This window comes from Micromonospora sp. NPDC050795 (genome assembly GCF_044456785.1).
In the GTDB taxonomy this organism is placed as follows: domain Bacteria; phylum Actinomycetota; class Actinomycetes; order Mycobacteriales; family Micromonosporaceae; genus Micromonospora.
In genome coordinates this window covers 1-1,490 of record NZ_JBITGE010000112.1, presented here as the reverse complement: position 1 = coordinate 1,490, position 1,490 = coordinate 1, and the positions used below count along the sequence as shown (strand labels likewise).

1 protein-coding gene and 2 pseudogenes are annotated in these 1,490 nt (G+C 67.2%); 1 reads left to right on the top strand and 2 read right to left on the bottom strand.

The window, feature by feature from the left end; translation table 11 throughout:
• Positions 1-255: 255 nt before the first annotated feature.
• Positions 256-1,088: pseudogene (locus ACIBEF_RS32440) on the top strand (IS5 family transposase).
• Positions 1,089-1,138: 50 nt separating this feature from the next.
• Here the strand turns inward: ACIBEF_RS32440 and ACIBEF_RS32435 are convergent.
• Positions 1,139-1,266: pseudogene (locus tag ACIBEF_RS32435) on the bottom strand (IS21-like element ISAau2 family helper ATPase IstB); the annotation flags it as partial.
• Positions 1,266-1,490 (bottom strand): hypothetical protein (locus ACIBEF_RS32430; protein ID WP_396797234.1); only part of this gene is annotated, 225 nt, incomplete at its 5' end. The gene ACIBEF_RS32430 and the pseudogene ACIBEF_RS32435, both read right to left, overlap by 1 nt.

Genomic DNA, 1,490 nt, shown 5'->3' with positions numbered 1-1,490 from the left:
ATCGCCGCCGCGGCGCGGCTGTCGACCGTTACTGCCTCAGCACAGCCGAGAGCCGCCAACCGCGAGGACCGCGGCTATTTCCCCACCCCCACCCGCCCCCGCTCAGCCTCCCCTTCGCGCACATCCCCACCGCACACCACGACACCAGGCACATCAGCGCCACCCCACCGCTGAGGGGGCGTTTGATCCGTGTAGTAGGTGATTCGCGTTTGGTCGTCGCGTCGGCGGGCGTGGTTCGTTGATCACGCCGTGGGTGTGAAGCGGCGTGGGTATCGGTCGGACTTGTCGGATGAGCGGTGGGGCGTTGATCGAGCCGGTGCTGACCGCGTGGCGCGTGGTGCGGGTGGGCTTGGCGATCAGTCGGCCGGTGCATGACCTGCGGGAGATCGTCAACGCGAACCTGTACGTGGCCAGGACCGGGATCGCCTGGGAGTACCTGCCGCACGACTTCCCCGGCGGCGAAGACGGTGTATGACTACTACGCCAAGTGGGAGGCGGATGGGACCACGCAACGGATCCACGATCTGTTGCGGGAGCGGGTCCGGGTGGCCCGGGGTCGTCGTGAGAGCCCTTCGGCGGCGGTGCTGGACTCGCAGAGTGTGAAGACGTCGAGCAATGTCGGCGAGTCGAGCCAGGTCATCGACGCGGCGAAGAAGATCAAGGGTCGCAAGCGGCGCATCGCCACCGACACCCTCGGCCTGCTCCTGGCCGTGATCGTCACTGCGGCGTCGGTGCAGGACTCCACCGCTGGCCGGCACCTGCTCGACACCATCGCCGCGGACCATCCGAGCGTGGTCAAGGCGTGGGTCGACGGTGGCAACAACACCGCCGAACGTGGGCATGGCGCCGGGCTCGGCATCGACGTCGAGCGGGTTCCCCGCCATCCTGGGAAGGGCTTCCACGTCCAGCCCCGCCGGTGGGTCGTGGAACGGAGCTTCGGCTGGCTGATGCAACACCGACGTCTCGTCCGCGACTACGAAACTCTTCCCCAACGCACCCGGGCGATAATCCATTGGGCCATGGCTAACACAATGAGCCGCTATATCACCGGAGAATCCACTCCAACCTGGCGAAACGAAAGCCCCTAATCGGACCCATCTCGCCAAGCGGGATCAGATGCCCTCTTACACCACCAGCGCGTCCACGACTCCGCCCGAGCCCGCTCAGCCAGACGTTCCACCGACGCTGCGAGAGAGGGCGCTTTCAGCGCGCGGGTGAAAACGCGATCTCGGAGGACACGTTGCGGTTACTGGTCTTGGCGGCCATCACGCAGCCACCTCAACGTCGAGGCCGAACATCCAGTCGTAATCGCTGAGCCGCCGGTGCTCGACCTGCGCGGTGCCTGCCGGCGCTGGCACCTGCCGGCGCTGGCACCAGCCGGCCGGCCATGCGCAGCTCAGCAGCGGCCTGCCGGTGGACCGGGTCGGTGATGCTCTGATGCTTGGCCCAGCAGCGTTCGTGTCGGGCGACCTGGCGGCTGTCGCAAAACA